This is a genomic window from Pedobacter frigidisoli (assembly GCF_004331675.1).
GTDB classification, from domain to species: Bacteria; Bacteroidota; Bacteroidia; order Sphingobacteriales; family Sphingobacteriaceae; genus Pedobacter; species Pedobacter frigidisoli.
The window spans coordinates 40,216-63,834 of record NZ_SJSN01000006.1; the positions used below are offsets into that span (position 1 = coordinate 40,216).

Sequence of the window (23,619 nt, forward strand, 5' to 3'; positions counted from 1 at the left end):
AGCTAATTTATTTGGACAATACTTCCCTTAACTTTTGCAATAGCTGATGAGCTTAATTCTACACCAGCACTTCCACTTAGTTTCAATTGGGCATTCGCCTCTGTTGTTATATTTTTTCCCTCAATTTTAATATCTCCTGAGGCTTTTAAAGTGAGATCTTTACTACTTTCAATTGTAATTCCACCATCGCTGGTTTCTATCTTATTTCCATTTTGATCTTCAATGGTGATCTTTTTTCCATCTTCATTAAGTGTAATCTTGTTTCCTGCTGGTGTTTCTATGTTGATGATTTTCTTTTCATCATCAAAAAGGATTTGCATTTTACTACGAGTTTGTAACCCTTTTTGGTGATTGTCATCCTTAAATGTTAAGTGTGGCGGATTTGCGCTGCTATATAACCGACCTAAAATCACAGCATCTCGAGGATCATCGTTGATAAAACCAATAATTACCTCGTCATCAATCTCTGGATTCCATACCCAACCACGATCCTTTCCGGCATCTACGCTCGCAAGTCTTGCCCAAATGCCATCACCATCTTTTTCAACCGTTGGTAAGCGCACCCTAATTCTACTTTCTCCATCAGGATCACTTTCCAATTGCGTTACAATGCCAATTTGCAATCCATTTACCGGTGGAATAATTCCTGTTGCTGGTTTTTCTACCAAATCATCAAACTTATAATTGTGCAGCGTTTTATCTAGGCCAAACTGAACGTGACTGTACCAAGCCGCCTCGCCAGAATAACTATGAATTACACCCGTTACCAAACATTTGCCACTAAATCTATCTCCAATTCCCAAAAGTTCGACAATAATTCCAGGCTTAAGTTTATGATCACCCAAAACCCTAACATTGCCTATGATTCGGTTTAACCTGCTTCTAAATAATTGTGCAGTTGCCCATTGGTTCGACTCTTGCTCTGCAACATTTCCAGAATGATAAGAACTACTATCCGCCCAACCTAATACTTCTGCTAAGTCATCGCCAGTGATATTTCCTTGTGCTGGCATTGGTTTATCTGAAGAAGTTCCCTCTTTCACTTCTTGATTGGTGTAATCCCAGGTTTTGGTTAGCACTTCAGGAAACTGCGTTCTGGCATCCATCTGCGCCTCAAAATCATAAATTTCAGCACCGTATGTATAAGTTGCCGTACTGGCCTGGTTAACATCTGGCGCTGCAATAATTAATTTTTCAGCATCGGCAATTACCAAAGCACTGTTCAATTCTGCACGAGTGATCATAAAATCCCAGTTGCTGCAATTAAACTGAACGAGTTGTTTGTGATGTAAATCTAAATCATTCAAATCGCCAGAAATTCCATTTTGTCCTAATAAATCGTTTATCGCATCTTCATCGCTCACATCTTCCCAAATCTTATTCTTTCTACCCGCTGTTAACTTAATTGCCTTATGTCGGCATTCTATTTCCAGCAGGCTACCATCCTCATTCGCTTTTATGGTCTGGCTGATAATCAGTCCCGAAAAAATCAATTCATTTTTTCCATCATATCCTGCCGAAATAGTAATTTCTGCGCCTGGGATAAAGTCTGTTCCGTTGCTTAAATCAAAGTTTTGAGCAGCGGCATTACCATCCATTACTATAACTTTTGCTTTTGGAATGGCGTTTACGATGTTAGTAACTGTTATTTCTAATATCCCAACAGCATCGGATAATGGTTCGCCCCCAATGGTGATACTAAAAGATTGCACTCCTGAGTTTTGTGGCATGTTCTACTATTTTTCTATTGGCGGAAACGAAATGCTTTGTCCTTGTTTTAACTTCCTGAAATTATTTAGTTTATTGGCTTTAGCCACTTCTAAATAATATCTATCTGTTTTATATATGTTGTATGTCATCATCGGTAGCGGACTATCGCCTTCTACATTTCTATAATGTGTTAAATCTGGGGAGCTTCTTTGCAGCTCATTCGATTGCTCTACCAAAGAGGTGTAACTGGTAAAAGTGCAATCAGTTTTTGCCCGCAAAGGCTTTCCGGTATTATCGAATAAAGTGTAGGTAACCTTAACCGCTGTAAGCATTCCTTGGAAAGTTAATTCCCCCCAATGGATTTTTAAATAGTTGGGTTGATGCGTATCATCCTTGATCTTAAAACAGGTATCGATAAACTTTTCAATTACCTTATGAACTGTTTTATCTTTCTGTATATCAGATTGAAAAGCAGAGTTACCCGAATAAGAAGCTGAGGTTGCATCCCATAACAAATCGAGCTTTAATTCTTTTCCTCTTGATGATTTAAATTGCCCAACACTATCAGCTGCATTGGCAGGCGCATTGTTATCCAGCTCATTTTTATACTCAATAAAATAAGTGTTCGGATTATATAAAACCTTAAAGCTTTCTACAGGCGAACCCGAAAAGTTATCGTTGGTGTAAACATCGATAATGAGCTTTTCTAAATTGCCCAATTCTCCAAAAAGCTGACTTAGCGCCATAATTACCTCTCGTTTCTGTTTTTAATTTGTTGCTTTAATTCCTCCAATGCCTTTTTCATTTTGCGATCTGTTGCGGTTTGTCCTGATGGACTTGCCGGTACAGAACCTGCAACATTATTAGTTACAGTTGCCGTGATATTGAGTTCTCTTATTTCTACAGGCATAATCTTTAAATATCTATCCTCCTAAAATATTGATGCGCAAATTCAATGCTTTCGATTATGATTCCATTCTGTTGCGCATTAAATCCCTCAACTGCCCATTTTATTGGGTAAGCATTTACAAAGTTCCAGGCCTGCAATGGATTGTGTTTTTCATTAAGCAAAATCAATGTAATATCTCGCGGTTTAAAGGTGAAAGATTCTACACTTTCCTTAAACCATTTCATTGCTGATGATCCGATTAACATTCCTCGTTTAAGTGTTAAATTACTGTAGGTTATCGCTGTTGGTAATTTGTGTGCAAAGCGATTTTCGCCACCCTCTTTATACTCTTCAGTTGCTATATTTGCCTCCAATCCTGTTGCATCAGTAAAGCCAATATCAGCCATACCTGGGTATTCGAGTTCTAGCCCTTCTATCCGAAGTAAAAAATGAAAACCTACTGGAGGGTATTTTGCCGCCATAACGTTTAAGTAAATTCGATGCTCAAACCTTCATGTGCCAGTTCAACGGTTTCAATTGCCACCTCATTTCCTGTAGAGTTAAGTGTCGGTCCATCTACTTTTGATGGCCATGCATTTCTAACTTTCCAAACCACAACAGGCTCATGACTTTCGTTAAGCAGACTTATGGTTAAATCTCTTCGCTCAATCTTATTCAAGCTTACCGTATTAAACCATTGGAAAAGCTCATTATCGCCCTTTGTTAAACCTCTCTTCATTGAAATAGCAGAATATTGCTGCATTCCAGGCATTTTTGTAACATGGTATTCTGGAGAATTACCCTCTCGATAATCTATCGGTTGGGTTTCTACTGTTAAGCCGCTAACTTCAGTAAAACCAATTCGTGAGCCGCCCCATTCCACCTGAAAGTGGAAGACCGGCAATGGATAAGTATTTGCCATAATATTTAGAATTTATGATGTTTATTCTTGTAATTTATGTGAGAATTTTAGGATAATGAACTCTGCCGGACGAACAGCAGCCATCCCAATTTCGACGTTCATTCTTCCCTCCAAAATATCTAAGGAAGTCATGGTGATACCCAAACCAATGCGGACGAAAAAGGCATCATCTGGTTTTGCACCTTGCAAAGCACCTTGTCGCCACAGCTGATTTAGGAAATTTTCGCACATGGCTTTTACTCGTAACCAGGTATTGGCATCATTAGGTTCGAAAACAACGAACTCCGTTGCTTTTTTAACGCTTTCCTCTACGAAATTATAAAAGCGTCTAACCGAAATGTATCGCCACTCGTTATCATTTCCTGCCAAAGTTCTGGCGCCCCAAACCAATGTTCCCTTACCTGTAAAAAAGCGAATCACATTGATGGATTTTCCAGTAGTTGGATCGATATTTAAGTTTTCCTGTTGCTGTGCCGTAACCTTTATCGATGGGCCACTAACCATATTCAGGCTTTCATTTGCAGGCGCTTTCCAAACGCCCCGATTGTTATCTACCCGTGCCATTACACCCGCAACAGCACTCGATGGTGGTAAATCAATCACATTTTTATTAATTTCTGCCTTGAGTAAACGATAAGTGTTTAAGTCCATCGCCTTAATAGCGGTTAAGCTCTTACCGTCATACGGACCATTATGTTTAACCAGAATTAAATCTTCATTATAGCCGTAATTTAAGGTAGATTCTAGCCAAGGATAATAAACGCAACCGTATTTTAAATCAGCCATACTTACATCATTGCGAATAATTATGGCATCATCGTAAGGAACTGAAGAAAGTTTCCATGGATCTAAAATGGCAATGCGATCTTGCAACTTGTTACATAAAGCTAGAGCATTATTGTAAAGTGTGGCATAACCAGATGTTGCTGCGCCAGCGCTATTATGCTTATCTGTAAAAATCAGCATAGTTGGCTCATCAACCTTCGCAATTGCGGCTAAGCTGGCATTTCCCGCATCATCATTTAAAAGGCTATTATAATTACCACTAGAAACGATATAACATGGGCCACCACCATTTGCGTAAAACATTTGGATGGCGTAATACATGTATCTTCCACTTGCAAAATCCTTACGGGCATTGCAGGTAATGGTTCTGCTTTGTACAGCGCCATTTACAATTACATCGGTAATGGTTGGTAGGCCAGAGACCTTGAAAACATCCGTTTCGGAATTTGGACCGCCAAAATATTTCTGGTAATCTAAAAATGAAGTTATCCTAATTGGTGAGGGAAGTTTGCCAACGGCAGGAAAAATATCATCGCCATTTTCATCCTTAGCAATTTCTGTTCTACCCATAAAAGCTGGAATTGCAGTTTCTACAGGTGCTATGGATGCAGGAAGTTTACTGATTTCTTCAATATAAACACCTGGAGTTTTATAATTCTGTGCCATAGCTTTAAGATTTTGCTAATAAATGAGAAAATTTTAAAATGATAAATTCTGCTGGCCTAACGGCAGCCATTCCTATTTCTATGATTAATCTTCCCTCTAAAATATCAAGGGAGGTCATGGTTATGCCCAAACCAACATTTACAAAATAGGCATGTTCTGGTTTTGCACCAGCCAAAGCACCTTGTCGCCACAACTGGTTTAAGAAGTTTTCGCACATGGCTTTCACTCTAACCCAAGTTTTAGCATCATTTGGTTCGAAAACTACAAATTCCGTTGCCTTTTTAACAGACTCTTCGACCATGATAAAAAGCCGCCTAACAGGAACATAACGCCATTCATTATCATTTCCTGCCAATGTTCTGGCACCCCAAACTAAGGTACCTTTACCAGCAAATTTTCTAATGGCATTGATGCTTTTTCCTCCCGTTGGATCTACATTTAAGTAATCTTGCTCTTCATCGCTGATGGTAATTAAGGGTTTATCAACCGTTCTGATGCTTACATTTGCAGGCGCTTTCCAAACGCCCCGATCATTATCTACTCGAGCCATAATGCCTGCCATCATCCCCGATGGGTAAAGTGGAACCGTATATGCATTTAAAGCAGCCTTAATTTGATTGAATAGCACAAAATCTACACTATCGAAACCACCAGTTAAGCTTGGCGACTCGAGCGTAACAGCCAACGCACCACCTTTTGGATCGTAAACTACGGGGATATTGTTGCCATCAGCACCTAATTTCAAGGCAGTAATGGTGACTACTTTTGCTGTAGAATCTGCCAGAACCAATAGTTTTAAATCATCGTTGGCGTTAATCACGTCTTTTAAACTTTTCGCAGTTGCTGTTGTAGTGCCATCAATTGCAATTCCCTCTGGGCCAAATGTTAAACTGATGCCAGCTATGCTAGTCGATTGGTTCTCGGTTGGTGTAGCGTCTATTGTAATTTTTGTCGATGCAGCGATTCCAACTTGTGCGGCCGTTTTAATAACATCGGTTATCGGCTTAAATACATCGCCAACAGATTTGTAAATCCCTGCGTTTGCCCCACCTCTATTATCTGCTGCGATTAAAATGTTTTCATCGGCAACTCGATTATAAATTGCGCCACTTTTTATCTGTGGATAGTAAACGGCGCCATATTTCAGGTTATCAGAACTGACGTAATCGTTTCTAAATTTATCAGCGACTAAGTAAGGTGTTGTCAAATCTCCTTGTAGTGCATCCAAAATGGCAAAACGATCCTGCAATTTGGCACATTGGGCAAGCATGGCATCATTAAGTTCTTTTATTTGCGAGGCAGAGGTTAAATTTACAAGCTCTGGAATAACCAATAAAGTAATTTCATCTTCCCGTTCGCAGGCGTCTAAACCGTTTTTCAATTCCGTTTTATCGATTGCCGGAACGGCATTAAAAGTTCCTGTCGAAATGATAAAACATGGTCCGCCGCCATTTTCATAAAACATTTTAACATGGTAATAGAGCAAATAACCCGATGGATCTGCTGCTGGAGCGACAACGATTTTTGGCAACGCTGATCCATTTTCAGGATTATCGATCGTTACTTCCAAGACCTCGGGAAATGCGGCACCAAAATATTGCTCAAAATCCAGCATTGAAGTTATTCGTTGCGGAGTGTTGATATCGAAAGTCGATCCGTTTTTTTCTCGCTTTGCGGTATAACCGATAAATCCCGGTATTGCGGTTTCTACCTGTGCAATTGAGGGTGGAATTGTCGAAATCTCTTCAACGTAAACTCCTGGATGTTTATATGTTAGCGCCATATCTTTATGAATTATTTTTAAACATATATGTAAATTCTACTCTCCTCACCTGCCTGCTTTTCGGCTGTTGGATTAGGTAAGTTTTTTGATAAAACCACTTCTGTCGGACCATCTTTTTTGCTAAGCTCTAGACCTGTTTTAACCTTTTGAAAAAATGGAATCTTTACATTACTGGTGAAAAGAACGATCTCCGCATCAGCAATTTTGTTAATAGGATCGGTATCATCGGCAGGAACAGGAATCCCAGCGAAAGTATAATTTGAATAAACTGGGTTGCCACTTGCACTTCCATCGGCACTTTTATCATTAACAAAAAGACCAAAATCATCTAAATCGATTCCACTTTGATTAATCACATAATATTTCCAAGTGGTTTCTTTTCTTAAAAAATTGATCGAGAATTTGGTTTCAACAGCGGCAGCATCCAAGGCTGGTATTTTGATATCCAATACGCCAAAATTGGGTTGAGCACTTAATTCATTGCTTTTGAAGATTTTAAAACTTAATAAATCGTTCCCTGTATCAGCAGCATTTTTGATAGAAATAGCATATAAACCATCAGTCAGTTTGGATAGATCTAGCAGTTTGCTGAAAGTTCCGTCATCGCTTTTTTTAATTTTGTATGGACTTGGAATTGGTCCTCCATTGGTATCATAAGCAATTACCAAATTGTTTTTTTCTAAAGAATTTACCCTTAATGTGATTTCACTATTGGCTGCCAAACTAAAATTCAAACTCATTAAATCGCCGACTACAGCATCAATTATGGAATATTTTAAATCGGGATTTAAACCAACATTGGTTAAATAAATTTTCTTATTGCTCAAAAATTCTTTCGCGGGAGTAGTTTCATTTAGATTAGTTATCGCCATAAATTTGGCAGCTAGTTTTAAACTTATTCCGAATTGAAATTTGGTTTCTGAAAGCTTAATTAATGGTTTTTTTTCACTATTAACCTCACAAATTAGGCTGAAACCAGTAGCAAAAGCTTTGTACAATAAACGTTGATTACGCATTATTGAACTTGAGTTTTGAGTGGGTACAAAACTTAAATCCTCACACAAATAATCTTCATAATAGTTATGACGTACATTCACCGAAAATAATTTGCTATAGGCCGTCATCACTTAGTTCTTGTGTTTAGTAAAATGTTTTCTACAATACCATCAGGCGCCAACTGTACATTTTCTTGAATGGTTAACATCCTTATTTTGTATAACACTGATGGTAAATAACTGTGACCAATAATGCTCCAGAAATGGTTCATTTGTTCGAAGTTGAAGCTAAAAAGCTCCGCACTTAACCGCTCTATTTTACTATCGGTTAAAGCCAAAAGCGGCGAGTTTGCTTGTGTAAAAATGCTTTTTCCCTGAAAAAAGGAAATTACCTGAGATAGTCTTTTTAAGCCCTCCAAATAATCTAACCTTGGAGATTCTGTTTCCTCATAATGGAAATTTGCTGAGATGAGTATGAATAAATTAAGGTAAATATCGGGGTTTCGGGTTTCGATTTCGCCTTGCATATTTCTAACCGTTACCCTTTGATCTTTAGCTACCCGGTCTTCTTCAATATTCATTAAAGTTAAACCCAATGTTTTATCGGGGATAGCTAATTTGCCATCGTAAACAATGCTCGAAACCACGATATAATCCTCTATTGTGGTACCCGCAATATTGTTTAAATAGCCATTAATTTCTTTCGAAATAAAATCTAGAGCAGTGTTAATCATAGACGAAAAAATAATTCTGGTTAGATTGGTAAGTAAATGATTATCATAAACTTATACATGAACTGTACAATTGTTATCAACATTTTTAAATAAAGTTATCCACCGATACAAAATTGAGAAATCTTGGATTTTATATACAAAAACAAAGATTCTAGAGAGTCAATGACCTATTAAATATTTAGTTATCAACAACTTGAAAGAATACTCCTATTGAGAATGAAATGATAAATAGTCAACTTTCCCTGGTAATCTATAGTAAGCTCTTTAACAAATTGTAGTAATATAAACTTTCGTTATTCATAAAACTATCATAACCAATCTTTTACACGTATAATTAAAAATACAGATGTAAATAAACTTGAATTATATTGCCATTTTTTGCCCTTAAATCTTATTACTCAGAATGGAATTTTGAACCCAAGCCAAACCATCCAAATAAAAAATTTATATATTTAAAAAAACCAAACCTATTCACATGATTATTGACAAATCGCCCTTATCAAAACGTATATTATCTATTGATATATTAAGAGGATTAGTAATGATCATTATGGCACTTGATCATACCAGAGATTTCTTTCATATCGGCGCAATGACCGGTGATCCGTTAGATCCTGAAACGACAACAGGAGTTTTATTTTTTACCAGATGGATTACCCATTTCTGCGCACCTACTTTTGTTTTCTTATCAGGATTGTCTGCCTACTTATCAGCCCAAAGTAAAACCCGAGCAGCGGCAAGTGCATTTTTACTAAAGCGTGGATTGTGGCTCGTTGCGGTTGAAATCATTATTATTTCTTTAGGCTTAACTTTCAATCCATTTTATAATTTAATCATTCTACAGGTAATATGGGCTATTGGCTGCAGCATGATCTTTTTGGCGCTAGCAAGTAGAATATCTTACAAAACCGTATTAGTAACAGGGTTGATTTTAGTTTTCGGCCACAACGTATTTAATCTTTTACACATTCCTACAGATGCAACCACAGGAATGCTACTAAAAGTATTTTTCACCTCTTTTGGAACAGTTATTCCGTTACCAAATAACCATTTAATTGGTGTTTTTTATGCCATTTTACCATGGACTGGAGTAATGTTTGTGGGTTATGGCGTTGGTGCTTGGTATAATAAAAACTATGATAGAGAAAAGCGAAGACGTAATCTTTTAATTGTTGGTTCGCTAACGGTATTTCTATTCTTATTTTTAAGGTTTATCAACATTTACGGCGATCCGGTTCCAAGAAAAGAACACTATGATTTTTTTAAGAACCTACTTACCTTTTTTAATGTAAGTAAATATCCTCCCTCTTTGCAATATATTTCAATGACGCTTGGTCCAGCTATGCTATTCCTCGCTTTTACAGAAAATATTAATAATTGGTTTACTAGAATTTCCTCGGTATACGGTGCGGTACCATTCTTCTATTATGTAATTCATTTCTACCTCTTGCATACCATTTTGGTGGTTGTATTTATTGCAACAGGTTATACTAGTAATCAGATTGTGCAGATACCTTTCTGGTTCCGCCCAACAGATTTTGGCTTCAATTTAACCATAGTTTATTTGATATGGTTGGCCGTTGTGGCATCTTTATATTTACCATGCAGATGGTTTAAAAAATACAAGGAAACACACAAGCAATGGTGGCTGAGCTATGTTTAAGATGTAACTATGTGGTAATTTGGTCTTAATGTTCAAACCTATAAAACGACTAGATGTTTTGCGCTATCACAAAACCACTTGCCCAGGCCCATTGGAAGTTATAACCACCCAGCCAGCCTGTAACATCCAAACACTCTCCTCCAAAAAACAAATTGGGTATTTTTTTACACTCTAGGGTTTTGGAAGAAATTTCATTGGTATCGATGCCCCCACGCATTACTTCGGCTTTGTCATAACCTTTATCTCCAGCCGGCTTAACCTTAAAATGATGAATGGTTTGTTCGATCAAATCAATTTCTGCTTTGTTTAACGATGCAACTGGTTTATTTAAAGGAAGAAACTTCGCTAAGGCATCGGTAAATTTTTTGGTGTAAAAACGGTTCAACAGCGTTGATAAAAGTGTTTTTCCGTTTGATTTTCTTTCCTCATCCAAGAGCGAAACTACATTTTGATGCGGCAATAAATTGATGTTAACTATCTCACCTCTTCTCCAGAAAGAAGAAATCTGCAGAATTGCTGGCCCACTTAGACCCCAATGTGTAAATAAGATATTCTCTTCGAAAGAAATTTCTTCATTACTTACTTCACAGAAAACAGAATTTCCAGAAAGTTGAGCAAACCATTCTTCATCTTTCCCGGTGATGGTTAATGGAACCAAGGCTGGTGCAGTTTCAATAATTTTTAAGTCATGTTTACGGGCAAAACGAAGTGCAAAATCTGTGGCACCCATTTTCGAAATTGGCAATCCACCTGTGGCAATAACCAGTTTTTCGGCTTTTATAATTATTGTTTTTCCATTTCTATCGTAAGTTATCTTAAAGCAATCAGGTAAAATTTCAATATCCTTAACATCAGCACTGCACCGAATGTCTTGACCAAAATCTTTACAGATTGACGTAAAAACCGCTACAACATCTTTGGCATTTTTATCATCAGGAAACAATTGTCCTAGAGTTTTTTCCTTACCTTGAATGTTATAGGTTTCAAAAAAACTAATGGTATCATCAACAGTCCATTGCGTGAAAGAGGATTTTATAAAATGTGGATTTGCGGAGATAAACTGTTCTGCCGATGCAAATTGATTGGTGTAATTGCAGCGACCTCCACCTGAAATTAAAATTTTGGCGCCAGGTTTTTCATTTTTTTCGAGCACGATTACTTTCTTTCCCAAATAGCCAGCTTGCACCGCACACATTAATCCGCAAGCGCCTGCTCCAATAATTATCGCATCAGCATTCATTTAGGCAAAGTTATAAGTTTTAAGCGCTAAGTTGATAGCATATCAGTTTTATAATAGCCCCGACAGTAGCGAGCACGAAACCCAATTCTTTATTGGGTGAAGTAAAGCGAATGGCGGGAGTGCATTTTAATAGTAGCAGTAACCTTGCGCTTCTGAAAAAAATCATACCTTTTGATTTGAATAAAACCCAATTGGCGTACAATTTTTTGTTATTTTTGCGTCTTAATAATCTTTCTCATTAATGGCAAAACAGATTAGCGAATTAAAATTGGGTATTTTAGGTGGAGGCCAGTTGGGCAGAATGCTTATCCAACAAGCGATTAACTATAATGTTACTTCACTAGTTTTAGATCCAGACCCAGATGCTCCTTGCAAACACATTGCAAATTATTTCGAAAATGGCTCTATTACAGATTTTGATACAGTTTACAACTTCGGTAAAAAAGCAGATATTATTACCATTGAAATAGAAAAAGTTAACATTGAAGCTTTGGAGCAGCTGGAAAAAGAGGGCAAAAAAGTTTTTCCGCAATCGAGAGTGATTCGTTTAATTCAAGATAAAGGTGTACAGAAACAGTTCTTTAAAGAGAATGATATTCCTACTTCTCCTTTCCAAATTGTTAATACTAAAGAAGATATAGAAAATAGTGCTATTCCTTTTCCATACATTTTGAAATTGAGAAAAGATGGTTATGATGGTAAAGGTGTAATGCGAATTAATAGTGCTGCTGATTTAGATAAGGCATTTGATGCACCTTGCATCATTGAAAAATTGGTAGATTTCGAAAAGGAGGTAGCTGTAATTGTTGCCCGTAATTCGAACGGCGACATGAAAACTTTTCCGATGGTAGAAATGGAATTTAACCCGGAAGCCAACTTGGTTGAGTTTTTGATTTCGCCATCTACCTACGCAGAAAGCTTGCAGCAAAAGGCAGAGAACATCGCCAAAAATATTGCCTCGGCAATGAATATTACTGGCATTTTAGCCGTTGAAATGTTTGTAGGTCGTGATGGAGAATTGCTGGTAAATGAGGTGGCGCCTCGTCCGCACAATAGCGGTCATCAAACCATTGAGGGCAATTACGTTTCCCAATTCGAGCAACATTTGCGCTCTATTTATAATTTGCCTTTGGGAGATACCACTAGCATTACGAATGCTGTAATGATTAATTTGTTGGGCGAAAAAGGCCCTGAAGGTGTGGCAAAATATGAAAACTTGGAGAAAATTTTAGCTATTGATGGCGTGTTCGTTCATCTCTATGGTAAAAAATACACTAAACCTTTCCGCAAAATGGGGCATGTAACCATTGTGGATATCGATAGAGAAAAGGCTATTGAAAAAGCTAGGTATGTGCAGAAAACTTTGAGGGTGATTGCATAAAATCAATCCCCCTAGCCCCCGAAGGGGGAACTAAAAGCAAGGTAGATAACACCCTAGCCCCCTAAAGGGGGAACTGAAAGCAAGTCGGAGATAGTAGAAAAAAGATAAGTTAAAAACTAAAAGATTAAACGATATATATGAGCACTGGAAATTCAATTTCCCCTGTAGGGGTAGATGATATGAACGATGGAGGGAAAAAGCCTCCTTTAGGGGGTTTGGGGGTTGTTGGAATAATTATGGGTAGCAAATCTGATTTGCCAGTGATGCAAGATGCTGCTGATGTATTAAGGGAATTTGGAGTTAGTTATGAGATTACGGTTGTTTCTGCGCACAGAACTCCAGAACGCATGTTTAATTATGCTAAAGAAGCACAAGGCAGAGGTTTAAAAGTAATTATTGCTGGGGCTGGTGGTGCTGCACATTTACCAGGAATGGTGGCTTCGATTACTACTTTGCCAGTTATTGGTGTTCCTGTAAAATCCTCCAATTCTATCGATGGCTGGGATAGTATTTTATCTATTCTACAAATGCCAAACGGTATTCCTGTAGCTACTGTAGCATTAAACGCGGCTAAAAATGCTGGTTTATTGGCAGTTCAAATTTTGGCTACAGCCGATGAATCCTTAACGGTAAAAATGCAGGCTTACAAAGATGAGTTAAGAAGAAAAGTAGAGGAAAGCGCTGATAGTCTTTAGTCCTTAAGTCTGAAGTCCGAAAGTCGGATGGCATAAGGCTTATTCCGCACAAACCTCTGACTTTTGGGCCATTAACTTTTAAGCCTTTGAAACACCTGACTTTCAGGCTTTTTAAAACACCCAAACTTCTGACTTTCGGACTTCTAAACTTCCCGACTCAGATCAATTCAGACTCGGATCTATCGGAAAATTGCTCACATGGGCATATTTCGGACCTAAATTTACAATTACATCTCTCCAAAGTTGTTCATCATCATTTCCAAAAATAATTTCAGGATTGGAAATATCGCTTACCATCCAAGCATTGTCCTCTATTTCTTGATCAAGTTGTCCATTCCCCCATCCAGAATAACCCATAAAAAATTTAATTTCATTTTCTTCAATCGCATTGGTATTGATGAGGATTTTAAGTGTTTCAAAATTTCCTCCCCAATACAAACCGTTTCCAATCGGCTCACCACTTTGCAGTTTATCGTAACAACGGTGAATAAAATGTAGCGTATCAGCAGCAACTGGCCCGCCAAAATAAATTAAGTTATCTGCTTCCCACAAATCTTGAACTACATCTTTTAAGATTAGGTTTCCAGCTTGATTTAGAATGTAACCAACCGTTCCATCTTCGTCATGTTCCGTAATTAATACCACAGATCTTTTAAAATTAGGATCAGACATGAAAGGCTCGGAGATAAGTAATCTACCGGTTTTTGGTTTGATGGGATTAAGCATGCTAATATTTATTTGTTCGCCAATAAAAGATGAGTAAGTTTGCTCTATGCAAGTTACAAATGAATTTCTACAAAACCTGCGCCAAGATTATAAAAGCGCAACGTTGGATGAAACTGACGTAGATAATAACCCGATTACCCAATTTAAGAAATGGCTTGATCATGCTGTTGAGGCTCAAGTTTACGAACCCAATGCAATGACCTTAGCTACAGCTGATAAAGCTGGCAGACCCGATGCAAGAATTGTGCTTTTGAAAGGTGTTGATGAAAATGGGTTTAGGTTTTTTACGAATTACTTAAGTGCGAAAGGCAAGGAACTGAAACGAAATCCTTATGCTGCACTGGTTTTCTTTTGGCCAGATTTAGAACGACAAATAAGAATTGAGGGTACGGTAGAAAAACTGGATAAGGAAACTTCTGAACAATATTTTGTTACCCGTCCGGTGGCAAGCCAAATTGGTGCGGTTGCTTCTCCTCAAAGTCAGATAATTCCCAACAGACAATTTCTGGAAGAAAAGTTCGACGAATTAAAATCTAAAAGTGAGGATAAAACTATTGCTAAACCAGCACATTGGGGTGGTTACATTGTAAAGCCAACGCGGATAGAATTTTGGCAAGGCCGACGTAGCCGTTTACACGATAGAATTAACTTTGAATTTATAAAAGGCAGCTGGGTTAAAACAAGATTGGCACCTTAATTAGTTCTAGTAAAGAAAATAGAGATACGCCATCTAGCCATATCTCTATTTCTAACGAATCATTAACTGACCTAAATTTACTAGGAAGTACTTTTTCTAAAAATTCTTTACTTTCTTAATCTTCCGAAGCATAAAATGTTAATTAATGATAAACCTGATTTTTGTATCGATAAACCATTTTAACAAAGTTAAAAAGCTGGTTTAAGTGAAAAAATAAGCCACTAAAAGCTTATGGAGGTTTATTTTTAACCCGAAATCATTTAAAAAAACAATCTCTACAGAACATTGCGCAAAAATCAAAAGATAAACTAACCAAAATGATAAAAAATATTTCAGTTATCGGCTCAGGAACAATGGGAAACGGCATTGCTCATGTTTTTGCACAGCACAGTTATCTGGTAAACTTAATTGATATTAATCAAATCGCTTTAGATAAAGCTATACAAACCATTACAAAAAATCTAGATCGACAAGTTGCGAAAGGAACCCTTACAGAAGAACAAAAATCAGCTACATTAAAAAATATCACTAGGCATACTTCGATTGAGGATGGTGTTAAAACTGCAGATTTAATTGTAGAGGCAGCAACTGAAAACATTGATCTCAAGCTTAAGATTTTCAGGGAATTGGATGAATTTTCTCCTACTGAAGCCATTTTGGCATCTAACACCTCTTCTATTTCAATCACTCAAATTGCTGCAATTACAGGCCGTGGCGACAAGGTTATTGGCATGCACTTTATGAATCCCGTTCCGGTGATGAAGTTAGTTGAGGTAATTCGCGGTTATCAAACCAGCGATGAAACCACGCAAAAGATCATGTCGCTATCCGAAAGCTTGGAAAAAATTCCGGTTGAGGTAAATGATTATCCTGGATTTGTAGCCAACCGCATTTTAATGCCAATGATTAACGAAGCCATCTATACTTTATATGAAGGCGTTGCAGGCGTTTACGAAATTGATACCGTGATGAAATTAGGAATGGCACACCCAATGGGTCCACTTCAATTGGCTGATTTTATTGGTTTAGATGTTTGTTTGGCCATATTAAAAGTATTAAATACTGGTTTCGGAAATCCGAAATATGCCCCTTGTCCGCTTTTGGTTAATATGGTTGCTGCGGGTTACAAAGGTGCAAAAACTGGAGAGGGCTTTTATAAATATACTGCAGGCTCAAAGGATTTAATAGTATCAGATAAATTCAAAAAATCCTAATTTTTTTAGCATTTAATTTTATATTTGCTTTATGAACGAAAATCTTGATCCAGAAGCTACCAACCTTACTCCTACCGATAGAGATATTGAACGGGTTTTAAGACCACAGGCTTTTGAAGATTTCACTGGACAGGAAAAGGTAATGGAAAACCTAAGGATTTTTGTTCAGGCTGCCAAGCTTCGTGGTGAGGCTTTAGATCACGTACTGCTTCATGGCCCTCCTGGATTAGGAAAAACTACCCTTTCTTATATCATTGCAAATGAAATGGGTGCTGGTATAAAAGTTACCTCCGGACCTGTTCTAGATAAACCTGGAGATTTAGCCGGACTATTAACTGGATTGGATACCGGCGATATTCTTTTTATCGATGAAATTCACCGTTTATCACCTTTGGTAGAAGAATATTTGTATTCGGCTATGGAAGATTTCAAGATTGATATCATGCTAGAAACTGGCCCTAATGCCAGATCTGTACAAATATCCTTAAATCCATTCACTCTTGTTGGGGCAACAACTCGTTCAGGTTTATTAACTGCACCACTAAGGGCCCGATTTGGAATTAATTGTCGCTTGGCATATTACGATGCTAAACTATTAACAACGATTGTTTTACGTTCATCAGAAATTTTAAATACGCCAATTAATGATGAAGGCGCTTACGAAATTGCCCGTCGTAGTCGTGGAACGCCACGTATTGCGAATGCACTTTTGAGGAGAACAAGAGATTTTGCTCAAATAAAGGGTAATGGAAATATAGATACAGAAATCGCTCGTTATGCATTAAATGCCTTAAATGTTGATGAACATGGCTTGGATGAAATGGACAATAAAATTTTGGTTACCATTATCGATAAATTTAAGGGCGGTCCGGTAGGGTTAAAAACCATTGCTACTGCCGTTGGAGAAGATGAAGGTACCATTGAAGAGGTTTATGAACCTTTTTTAATTCAAGAGGGATACATTATGCGTACCTCTCGAGGTAGAGAAGTTACAGAAGCGGCTTATAAACATTTAAAGAAAAATTATCCAGGGCAAACGGGGAAACTGTTTTAGCTTCATATTAATTTTATCCGCTAAAATCATATTTCAATTAGATGTTAAACATCATTACCAGGCACTACCTCCCACTTAACTTGATTCAGCATTTTTCTAACTATTAAGTCCTTGAATCAAGTTCAGGGTGACGCTCGATCTTGGCATAACTGTTATATCAATTAACTACAGAATCTTCCTCACCACTTAAGTAATGGAAATGGTTTTATAAGTCTCATCCCCTAAATAGAAGGAAAAAACATTTATTCCTCTTTTCTGTTCATTACATACAAATCAAACAATATGAATATCGAATTACGCAAATTGACGCTCGAAGATTACGCGGATCTAAAAGAATCTATGTTACAAGCATACGATAGTATGGGCGGCTCCATTTGGCCAAAATCTAGCATTGCAAAGCTTTTAAATATATTCCCAGAGGGTCAACTTTGCATAGCTGTAGATGATAGAGTTGTAGCCTGCTCATTAGCTATTATTGTAGAATATGATGAATACGGCGACCGCCATACTTACAAATTAATTACTGGCGATTACTCATTCTCTACACATGATCCCAATGGAGATACGCTCTACGGAATTGAAATTTTTGTTCATCCAGATTTTCGTGGCTTACGTTTAGGAAGAAGATTATATGAAGCCCGCAAAGAACTTTGTGAGAGTTTAAACCTAAAAAGTATTATTGCAGGGGGAAGAATCCCTGGCTATCATGCGCATGCAGAAGAACTAACTCCAAGGCAGTACATAGACAAGGTAAAAGCTAAGGAAATTTACGATCCGACGTTAACTTTTCAAATCTCTAATGATTTTCACGTTAGAAAAGTATTGAAAAATTACTTACCTGGTGATAAAGAATCAAAAGAATATGCCACATTAATCGAATGGAATAACATTTACTATCAAGGGATAGATGCCTCTGCCCGTTCTGCAATGACCATTCGATTGGGCTTAGTACAGTGGGAAATGCGTTTATTTCCAGATATGGCAGTTTTTTACGAGCAGGTTGAATTCTTTGTTGATGCCTTAAGTGGATATAAATCAGATTTTATCTTATTTCCAGAATTGTTTAACACGCCATTACTTCAGCCTTACAATCACTTACCAGAGATTGAGGCCATGCGCAAATTGGCAGAGAAAACTCAGGAAATTGTAGATAAAATGCATGAATATGCACTTAGTTATAATGTAAACATCATTACCGGTAGCATGCCTCTTTTAGAGGATGGCAAACTTTATAATGTTACTTATTTATGTCACCGAACAGGTAAAATTGATGAATACCGCAAAATACACATCACACCGAATGAGCAGAAGTATTATGGAATGGTAGGTGGAGACAAGGTTCAGGTTTTCGATACCGATTGCGGAAAAGTTGGCATCTTGATTTGTTACGATGTAGAATTTCCAGAGCTGAGCAGACTTTATGCAGATCAAGGAATGCAGATTTTATTTGTTCCATTCCTTACAGATACGCAAAACGGATATACTCGCGTTCGCCATTGTGCGCAAGCACGAGCGATAGAAAACGAATGTTACGTTGCCATTGCTGGTTGTGTAGGTAATCTCCCGAAAGTAAATAATATGGATATTCAATTTGCGCAATCGGCCGTATTCACGCCATCAGATTTTGCTTTTCCAACCAATGCAATTAAGGCGGAGGCTACCCCAAACACAGAAATGGTTTTGGTGGTCGATGTCGATCTTCATTTATTAGATGAATTGCACCATTACGGAACGGTAAAGATTTTAAAAGATAGGCGTAAAGATCTTTACCAAGTTAAATTATTGAAATAAAATTAGGAGCGCAATCTTCTACAAGAAATAATGTTTGTTCCCGCTTTCTGCTAAATACCGATTCGTCTTGCGTATTTTTTAGTACCTACAATCGGGATATCGCTGTCAATCGGGGCTAATAGCAAAATGCTGCCAATATTAAGGTTTAGCATTCAAAAGCATAAAAAAAATGCCGGTCGCATCAACAACCGGCATTTATTTTTAATCTAAGCTAACTATTTTCTTAACGCAAACCATACAATTATGCCTATAATTATTATTATCGGTAAAATCCATTTCAAAACGGATCCCGCACCATTTTCATCTTTTTCCGTAACTGCTGGTTTCGCTGGCCCTGGATCTTCCTTATGACTTTCGTAATCTTTTTCTATCGGTTTTGGGGCTTCCCCAGACTCCGAGTGTTTTGGATCTATATCTTCCATTTCTATATTATTGAGTAACCATTCTTTCTTTCCATTGATTAAAATTTCAAGAAATCAATTAATTAATTTAGTGTATGTATTTAGAACAAGTGATTAATCAAAATGTTTTGCAACTAAGCCTTATCTTTGCATTTCCGTGTACAACAACGCCGCAAAATATAGTCAGTTAATTAAGGATGAAGCACAACGCCTAGGATTCATAGCATGTGGCATCTCCAAAGCTGAGTTTTTGGAAGAGGAAGCGCCACGTTTAGAAAAATGGCTCAATCAAAATCATCACGGCGAAATGAAGTATATGGAAAATCATTTCGATAAGCGCCTTGATCCTCGCTTACTTGTAGATGATGCAAAATCAGTAATATCCTTATCCTTAAACTACTACACAGATGATAAACAGCTTGATCCAGATGCTCCCAAAATTTCAAAATATGCTTACGGCCAAGATTATCACTATGTAATAAAAGACAAACTGAAAGCTCTTACCCATTTTATCGAAGAAAATATTGGTGCGGTTTCTGGTCGGGCTTTTGTAGATTCGGCACCAGTTTTGGATCGTGCCTGGGCCAAAAAATCGGGAATTGGCTGGATAGGAAAAAACTCTAACCTGATTAGCAAAACAGATGGCTCCTTTTTCTTTCTCGCCGAACTTATTATCGATTTAGAGCTAGATTACGACCATCCATTTCAAGCCGATCACTGCGGCACTTGCACCCGATGCCTTGACGCATGTCCTACTGATGCGATCATAGCTCCTCAGGTTGTTGATGGCACAAAATGTATTTCTTACTTAACCATCGAACTTAAAAATGAAATTCCCAAAGAGTTTAAGGATAAAATGGATAATTGGATGTTTGGATGTGATATCTGTCAGGATGTTTGTCCGTGGAATCGTTTCTCAAAGGTGCATAATGAGGAGGCTTTTATAGCAGAAAATGGATTGTTGGATTTAAATGCCAAAGACTTAACGGAAATAACCGATGAGGTTTTTAAGAAAGTATTTAAGGATTCTGCTGTAAAACGAACAAAATATGCAGGATTAAAAAGAAATATCGATTTCTTGAAATCTTAATGGTAAGTGCTGTTTATTTTTTCGTTAACGGTTGAAGTGGCATCCCCTATTTTTTCAACCAGAGATACAGTCCCGAAATTTCGGGATTAAAACGCCCAAATACATTATAACAAAAACAAGAATTCTATCTTTTTATAGGTACAAGTTATTACTTTACGGAGAAGCTATTATCGCTCTTAACCTTATCTGGCGTATGTGGATTGCCCATTACCACCTTATCTAATTTTTTAGCGGTTTTAATCTTTATTTGAATTTGCTTTTCGCCTTTTTCCCAAACCCCAATGGTGCTATGATTTTTTTCTGTAGATCCATCGCTATAGGTAAGTGTTAAATCAATGGGCAATGCTTTGATACCCTTATTTTCTACATTGATCATGTAGCCATCAGCGTTTTTATCGACGCTTTTAATGCCCATATCCAAAACACCACCCTCAAAAAACCAAGGTTTCCAAAACCAATTTAAATTCTTTCCGCTACCCTCGTTCATGCTATTAAAGAAATCATACGGCATTGGGTGTTTTCCATTCCAGTTTTTAATATAAGTATGAAGTGCTTTTGTAAATAACTCATCCCCCAAATAATCCTTAACATATAAATAAGCTAGCCCTGGTTTTGGATAGGAATTAGTGAAAGATCCCGATCCTTTTAAATCAGGTGTTAATGTCATAATTGGAGAATCATCTTTACCACCAGAAGTTGAAGCTGTTGGCTGAATGCCATATTCATCAACAATAGTAGAATCGATCATTGGCGAAACCAACCACTCACCTATTGTAGCCCAACCTTCATCCATCCAACCATATTTAGTTTCGTTTATCCCCATATAAAATGGAAACATGGTATGAAAAATTTCATGATCAGTCAGCGTAATCGCATCCACACGGTTATCAACCGGATTATCATTAACCATCATAGGATATTCCATTTGGTCGAGTCCATCAAAAATAGTTTCATGGCTATATGGAAATGGCCATTTTGGAAAAGTATAACTCATCGACTCCACTGTTTTACGGGCAAAATCAATCACTTCATAATAATCTTTATGTTTCGGATTAAAAACAGCATCAACACGGGTTCTTCGCTTCGTTTTTGGGTCTACCACCAAACTACTAGACTTCCATAAATAATGATCGCTTAGCGCAAACACAAAGTCTGTCACGTTTTTCGCTTCAAACTTAAAAGTATTATATGCATTCGGTTGAGTTACCTTTTTCTCAGCAAGATCTTTTTCAGTAATTACATCCAAAACAGCATCATTTAAACCTGCCGCTGTCATTCTACTCACAATATCCTTTTGAAAAACATCAGCTGGATTTTTTAAATCGCCTGTTGCCCAAACTCCATAGCCACCAGGAACGGTTACTTCTGCATTAAATTGATCAAAATCATTATAAAACTCTTCAGCACCAGTGCAAGGGAATTTGTTCCAGCCATCAACATCATCATAAACAGCAATTCGTGGAAAAAAATAAGCCACAAAATGCGAACCCTCATCTACCTGACCAGTACGCATATGCGAACCTTTGTTTAAAATATAGTTGTAATTAATAGCAAAGCTGATTGTTTTTCCTGGCAAAACAGCTGGCACGTTCACCGTCATGTTTGTTCCATCAATCTTAAAATCGTTGATGGTTTTTCCATTTGCAACTAGTTTCTCAATCGCTACGCCATCTCCCAGATCAGATTCAGCAAACTTAGATTTTCTTGGGGTTCCCTTTTTATAAAGGTTTGGATAAATTTTAAACCAGATTTCCTTTAAAGTATCAGGACTGTTGTTGGTATAAACAACATCAACGCTACCTTTGAGCAAACGACTTGTTGGATTAAAATCAACCTTTAAATTATACTTAGAAGTGTTTTGCCAGTAATTTTTACCTGGTTTGCCATTTGTATTTCGAGTCTGCTTTTTGTAGGTATTTTGAAATACGGGCTCGATTGGCAAAACTGTTTGAGCATTTGCATACACCACCGCAAATACTAAAAAGCAAAATATCTTTATTGATTTCATTAATGTTTAATTGTATAAAAGTTCGATGGGTAAACTAGCGATAACACCTTATTTACCAAATTTCATTTTCAATTGATCCAACATATCATTATTAATAGGTTGCGCAGGCTTTTCTTGTTTAGGTTGCGGCTTAGATTGGTAATGTGGCTTTTGAGGAGCAGGAGCTTGATTTTGCGTTTTAGCTGCCTTATTCTCATTCTTTTTAGCATTAAACTTTGCCCACTCCTCGTCTAATTTCTTTTTGGTATATAGCGGAAAATCACCTTGTTTCATCCAAGCGTAATAACTCGGCTCTACAGAAAATACTTGCTCGGTAGTTTTGCCTTTATGTTTACCAAAATTAAAGCAAACCTCATCATTATCATTAAAAACCAATCGACCAGCAAAATCTACGGGCTTGTTAATGTTAGTGAAAACGTGTAGCGCATCTACATCATTTACTACAGGCACACTTTTAACCCCTTGTTTACTTTCAAACTCGGTTTCTTTGTACATCTCCAATTGACCAAGCAAAACTTTATAAGTTGCAATTACATCAGCTTCAGCAGCATGTGCATTGATCAAGTCTTCCTGGCAGTAAAATTTGTAGGCCGCTTTTAATGTACGTTGCTCCATCTGGTGGAATATATTTTGAACATCTACAAATTTGCGATCTTTCATATCGAAATCTACATTAGCCCTCAAAAATTCCTCTAACAACATTGGAATATCAAATTTATTAGAATTGTAACCTGCTAAATCGCTATCACCCATAAATTCAGCAATTTCAGCAGCTAAGGTTTTAAAGGTTGGCTCGTTAGCAATGTCTTCATCATAAATACCGTGAATTAAGGATGTTTGCAAAGGAATAGGCATTTCTGGATTAACTCTCCATGTTTTTACGGTTTCAGAACCATCGGGCATCGCCTTTAAAATTGCAATTTCTACAATTCTATCTGCACCTACATTTATACCAGTAGCTTCTAAATCAAAAAATGCTAGAGGACGTTTTAAATTTAATTTCATTATATATTATATGAGATGTGGGCACAAAATTCGATAATTGAATGCCAAATTTCTTTTTATCAAAAGTGCTAAAAAGGTTTCATTTGTACTATAAAACCTAATTATTAATTTTTGGAGAATTTAATCGCAAAATAATTTCTCAATGTTAGCAAGTAGCATTAAATTGCAT

At 37.2% G+C, this 23,619-nt stretch carries 22 protein-coding genes; 8 read left to right on the top strand and 14 right to left on the bottom strand.

From position 1 onward, the window contains the following. Window positions 1-2 precede the first annotated feature (2 nt). The 9 genes from vgrG to EZ449_RS08655 are packed head-to-tail and all read right to left on the bottom strand — an operon-like array spanning window position 3 to window position 8,485. Window positions 3-1,730: a type VI secretion system tip protein VgrG gene (vgrG, locus tag EZ449_RS08620; protein WP_131557714.1), complete on the bottom strand. Its 1,728-nt coding sequence runs from the start codon at window positions 1,728-1,730 to the stop codon at window positions 3-5. Between the two features lie 6 nt (window positions 1,731-1,736). Then, on the bottom strand, window positions 1,737-2,456 hold the full coding sequence (locus EZ449_RS08625) for a CIS tube protein (protein WP_131557716.1): 720 nt from the start codon (window positions 2,454-2,456) through the stop codon (window positions 1,737-1,739). A 2-nt stretch (window positions 2,457-2,458) separates the two neighbouring features. After that, window positions 2,459-2,620, bottom strand: coding sequence for a DUF5908 family protein (locus EZ449_RS22625; protein WP_165499726.1), 162 nt, complete (start codon window positions 2,618-2,620; stop codon window positions 2,459-2,461). A gap of 5 nt (window positions 2,621-2,625) precedes the next feature. Then, on the bottom strand, window positions 2,626-3,081 hold the full coding sequence (locus tag EZ449_RS08630; RefSeq protein ID WP_131557718.1) for a phage tail protein: 456 nt from the start codon (window positions 3,079-3,081) through the stop codon (window positions 2,626-2,628). A gap of 5 nt (window positions 3,082-3,086) precedes the next feature. Further along, on the bottom strand, window positions 3,087-3,521 hold the full coding sequence (locus EZ449_RS08635) for a phage tail protein (protein WP_131557720.1): 435 nt from the start codon (window positions 3,519-3,521) through the stop codon (window positions 3,087-3,089). Window positions 3,522-3,542: 21 nt separating this feature from the next. Further along, window positions 3,543-4,973 (bottom strand): phage tail sheath family protein, encoded by a 1,431-nt coding sequence (locus tag EZ449_RS08640; RefSeq protein ID WP_131557722.1) that lies wholly within the window; start codon window positions 4,971-4,973, stop codon window positions 3,543-3,545. Window positions 4,974-4,977: 4 nt separating this feature from the next. Next, window positions 4,978-6,756, bottom strand: a complete 1,779-nt coding sequence (locus EZ449_RS08645) for a phage tail sheath C-terminal domain-containing protein (RefSeq protein ID WP_131557724.1) — start codon at window positions 6,754-6,756, stop codon at window positions 4,978-4,980. Between the two features lie 17 nt (window positions 6,757-6,773). Continuing rightward, window positions 6,774-7,880, bottom strand: coding sequence for a hypothetical protein (locus EZ449_RS08650; protein WP_131557726.1), 1,107 nt, complete (start codon window positions 7,878-7,880; stop codon window positions 6,774-6,776). Next, window positions 7,880-8,485: a DUF4255 domain-containing protein gene (locus EZ449_RS08655; RefSeq protein WP_131557728.1), complete on the bottom strand. Its 606-nt coding sequence runs from the start codon at window positions 8,483-8,485 to the stop codon at window positions 7,880-7,882. The genes EZ449_RS08650 and EZ449_RS08655 overlap by 1 nt, the downstream gene beginning before the upstream one ends. 475 nt (window positions 8,486-8,960) lie before the next feature. Here EZ449_RS08655 and EZ449_RS08660 point away from each other — a divergent pair, with 475 nt between their 5' ends. Next, window positions 8,961-10,148, top strand: coding sequence for a DUF1624 domain-containing protein (locus EZ449_RS08660; RefSeq protein ID WP_131557730.1), 1,188 nt, complete (start codon window positions 8,961-8,963; stop codon window positions 10,146-10,148). Between the two features lie 49 nt (window positions 10,149-10,197). Here the strand turns inward: EZ449_RS08660 and EZ449_RS08665 are convergent, their stop codons facing one another. Further along, the gene (locus EZ449_RS08665) at window positions 10,198-11,388 is read right to left on the bottom strand and encodes a BaiN/RdsA family NAD(P)/FAD-dependent oxidoreductase (protein ID WP_131557732.1); all 1,191 of its coding nucleotides are present in this window, start codon (window positions 11,386-11,388) and stop codon (window positions 10,198-10,200) included. Between the two features lie 241 nt (window positions 11,389-11,629). On the opposite strand from EZ449_RS08665, the gene EZ449_RS08670 reads away from it, so the two are divergent. Together EZ449_RS08670 and purE are read left to right on the top strand one after the other, a co-directional pair. Continuing rightward, window positions 11,630-12,769 (top strand): 5-(carboxyamino)imidazole ribonucleotide synthase, encoded by a 1,140-nt coding sequence (locus EZ449_RS08670; protein WP_131557734.1) that lies wholly within the window; start codon window positions 11,630-11,632, stop codon window positions 12,767-12,769. Window positions 12,770-12,948: 179 nt separating this feature from the next. Further along, window positions 12,949-13,464: a 5-(carboxyamino)imidazole ribonucleotide mutase gene (gene purE / locus EZ449_RS08675; RefSeq protein WP_131558187.1), complete on the top strand. Its 516-nt coding sequence runs from the start codon at window positions 12,949-12,951 to the stop codon at window positions 13,462-13,464. Window positions 13,465-13,626: 162 nt separating this feature from the next. On the opposite strand, the gene EZ449_RS08680 is transcribed toward purE, so the two are convergent. Next, window positions 13,627-14,190: a YqgE/AlgH family protein gene (locus EZ449_RS08680; RefSeq protein ID WP_131557736.1), complete on the bottom strand. Its 564-nt coding sequence runs from the start codon at window positions 14,188-14,190 to the stop codon at window positions 13,627-13,629. A gap of 46 nt (window positions 14,191-14,236) precedes the next feature. On the opposite strand from EZ449_RS08680, the gene pdxH reads away from it, so the two are divergent. The 4 genes from pdxH (at window position 14,237) to EZ449_RS08700 (ending at window position 18,946) form a co-directional block, all read left to right on the top strand. Continuing rightward, the gene (gene pdxH / locus EZ449_RS08685) at window positions 14,237-14,887 is read left to right on the top strand and encodes a pyridoxamine 5'-phosphate oxidase (protein ID WP_131557738.1); all 651 of its coding nucleotides are present in this window, start codon (window positions 14,237-14,239) and stop codon (window positions 14,885-14,887) included. Window positions 14,888-15,204: 317 nt separating this feature from the next. Continuing rightward, on the top strand, window positions 15,205-16,101 hold the full coding sequence (locus EZ449_RS08690; RefSeq protein WP_205942969.1) for a 3-hydroxybutyryl-CoA dehydrogenase: 897 nt from the start codon (window positions 15,205-15,207) through the stop codon (window positions 16,099-16,101). 31 nt (window positions 16,102-16,132) lie between these two features. Then, the gene (ruvB, locus tag EZ449_RS08695) at window positions 16,133-17,155 is read left to right on the top strand and encodes a Holliday junction branch migration DNA helicase RuvB (RefSeq protein WP_131557741.1); all 1,023 of its coding nucleotides are present in this window, start codon (window positions 16,133-16,135) and stop codon (window positions 17,153-17,155) included. Window positions 17,156-17,437: 282 nt separating this feature from the next. Beyond that, complete coding sequence (locus EZ449_RS08700) at window positions 17,438-18,946, top strand: carbon-nitrogen hydrolase family protein (RefSeq protein ID WP_131557743.1); 1,509 nt, start codon at window positions 17,438-17,440, stop codon at window positions 18,944-18,946. A 215-nt stretch (window positions 18,947-19,161) separates the two neighbouring features. Here EZ449_RS08700 and EZ449_RS08705 read toward each other — a convergent pair whose 3' ends face one another. After that, window positions 19,162-19,368, bottom strand: a complete 207-nt coding sequence (locus EZ449_RS08705; RefSeq protein WP_131557745.1) for a hypothetical protein — start codon at window positions 19,366-19,368, stop codon at window positions 19,162-19,164. A 136-nt stretch (window positions 19,369-19,504) separates the two neighbouring features. Here EZ449_RS08705 and queG point away from each other — a divergent pair, with 136 nt between their 5' ends. Then, the gene (gene queG, locus EZ449_RS08710; RefSeq protein WP_131557747.1) at window positions 19,505-20,437 is read left to right on the top strand and encodes a tRNA epoxyqueuosine(34) reductase QueG; all 933 of its coding nucleotides are present in this window, start codon (window positions 19,505-19,507) and stop codon (window positions 20,435-20,437) included. Between the two features lie 148 nt (window positions 20,438-20,585). On the opposite strand, the gene EZ449_RS08715 is transcribed toward queG, so the two are convergent. Then, on the bottom strand, window positions 20,586-22,445 hold the full coding sequence (locus EZ449_RS08715) for a M1 family metallopeptidase (RefSeq protein ID WP_131557750.1): 1,860 nt from the start codon (window positions 22,443-22,445) through the stop codon (window positions 20,586-20,588). Between the two features lie 48 nt (window positions 22,446-22,493). Continuing rightward, window positions 22,494-23,450: an exonuclease domain-containing protein gene (locus tag EZ449_RS08720; protein WP_131557752.1), complete on the bottom strand. Its 957-nt coding sequence runs from the start codon at window positions 23,448-23,450 to the stop codon at window positions 22,494-22,496. Between the last annotated feature and the right edge of the window lie 169 nt (window positions 23,451-23,619).